The sequence below is a fragment of the Caballeronia sp. genome (assembly GCF_049581465.1).
Taxonomy (GTDB): Bacteria; Pseudomonadota; Gammaproteobacteria; order Burkholderiales; family Burkholderiaceae; genus Caballeronia.
In genome coordinates, this window is record NZ_JBAUSA010000042.1 from 1 (window position 1) to 1,715 (window position 1,715).

Below are 1,715 nucleotides of genomic sequence, written 5' to 3' on the forward strand. Positions count from 1 at the left end.
GGGCGCAGAGCATGGACGCGCTCTCCTCGATGGGCACCGTCTGCGGCTATAGGGCCGTGTTGATCGCGGCCAACATGCTGCCACGCCTTTTTCCGATGATGACCACCGCCGCGGGAACGATTCCGCCCGCGCGCGTGCTTGTCATTGGCGCGGGTGTTGCTGGCTTGCAGGCGATTGCGACGGCTCGGCGGCTCGGTGCGGTCACTTCGGCGTACGATTTACGTCCGACAGTGAAGGAGCAGGTGCAGAGCCTCGGCGCGCGATTCGTCGAGCTGCCTATTGAAGCGCAAAATGCGCAGGACGCAGGCGGCTACGCGCAGGCACAAGACGAATCCTTCTACAACCGCCAGCGCGAGTTACTGAGCCGCGTGGTCGCCGAGAGCGACGTCGTGATCACGGCCGCCGTTATTCCCGGGAAGAAGTCGCCGACCCTGATCACGCGCGAGATGGTGGCGGGCATGGCACCGGGTTCGGTGATCGTGGACCTCGCCGCCGAGCGCGGCGGGAATTGCGAACTCACCCAGATCGGCGAAAAGTTCGTAACCGGTGGTGTCACGATCATCGGCTGGGTAAACGTGGGCAGCAGCGTCCCGCACGACGCCAGCCAGCTGTATGCGCGGAACATGGTGGCCTTTCTTACGCATCTTGTAAAAGAAGGCAAGCCACGCCTCGACGCGGATGACGAAATCATCCGCGGCACGTTGCTCACGCGCGGCAGCGAGGTGGTGAACGCGCGCGTCCGCGAATTTTTCGATATGCCGGCTCTGGCCAATCACAAGCAAGCGCCCTAAAAGGAGAAACGGAGTGCCTGCAGATTTCATCTCGAATCTTTTCGTGTTCATTTTGGCGGGCTTTGTCGGCTTCGAATTGATCAAGCGCGTTTCGCCGCTGCTGCACACCCCGCTGATGTCGCTGACGAATGCCCTTGATGCCATTGTCGTTGTCGCGGCCATCATTATTGCCGGTCTGCACGAGACGACGCTCACCACCGTACTCGGTACCATCGCCGTGGCTGCTTCGTTCAGCAACATGGTCGGCGGCTTCCTGATTACTGATCGCATGTTGCGCATGTTCAAGAGTGGAAAGCCTAAAAAATCATGACTCAGGTCGCCGTTGGGCAGCTCATCGACTTCGCATACATCGCCGCAGCCGTCCTCTTCATTCTCTCGCTGAAGTGGCTTAGCTCGCCGGCCACTGCACGTCATGGAGTTCTCGCCGGCGAGATTGGCGCGGCGCTAGCCGTTATCGCGACACTCTTCAATCCCGCCCTTGTCCAATACAAATGGATCGCCGTCGCGCTGATCATCGGTGCCGCCATCGGCATCCCGCTCGGCCTGGTCCGCATGACGGCTGTGCCACAGCGAACCGCCCTTAGCCACGCATTCGGCGCTTTGTCCGCAACCATGATCGGTATTGCCGAGTACTACGTGCACGCGCCGCACGTCACGAAATTCAGCATGGTCGAGATTGCACTGGAAGTGATCATCGGCTCCCTGACCTTCACCGGCAGCCTGATTGCCGCCGGGAAACTCCAGGAAATTCTCCCACAGCGCCCGATTACCTATCGCGGGCAGAACATCGTCAGCCTCTCGGTTCTTGGATCCGCGATCGTGATCGCGATCGTTCTCACGATCCATCCGGAGTACATGCACCTCTTCCCGGCCATGGTTGGCGTCGCGTTGCTATTCGGAATTTTGCTGGTCACGCCTATCGGC

The 1,715-nt window shown here is 60.4% G+C and carries 3 protein-coding genes; all 3 read left to right on the forward strand.

All coding sequences use genetic code 11. From position 1 onward, the window contains the following. On the forward strand, window positions 1-791 hold a 791-nt coding region (locus WCA53_RS00840), incomplete at its 5' end, for an NAD(P)(+) transhydrogenase (Re/Si-specific) subunit alpha (RefSeq protein WP_423904307.1). 13 nt (window positions 792-804) lie between these two features. Beyond that, on the forward strand, window positions 805-1,101 hold the full coding sequence (locus WCA53_RS00845; RefSeq protein WP_423904310.1) for an NAD(P) transhydrogenase subunit alpha: 297 nt from the start codon (window positions 805-807) through the stop codon (window positions 1,099-1,101). Beyond that, on the forward strand, window positions 1,098-1,715 hold a 618-nt coding region (locus tag WCA53_RS00850), incomplete at its 3' end, for an NAD(P)(+) transhydrogenase (Re/Si-specific) subunit beta (RefSeq protein ID WP_423904313.1). The genes WCA53_RS00845 and WCA53_RS00850, both read left to right, overlap by 4 nt.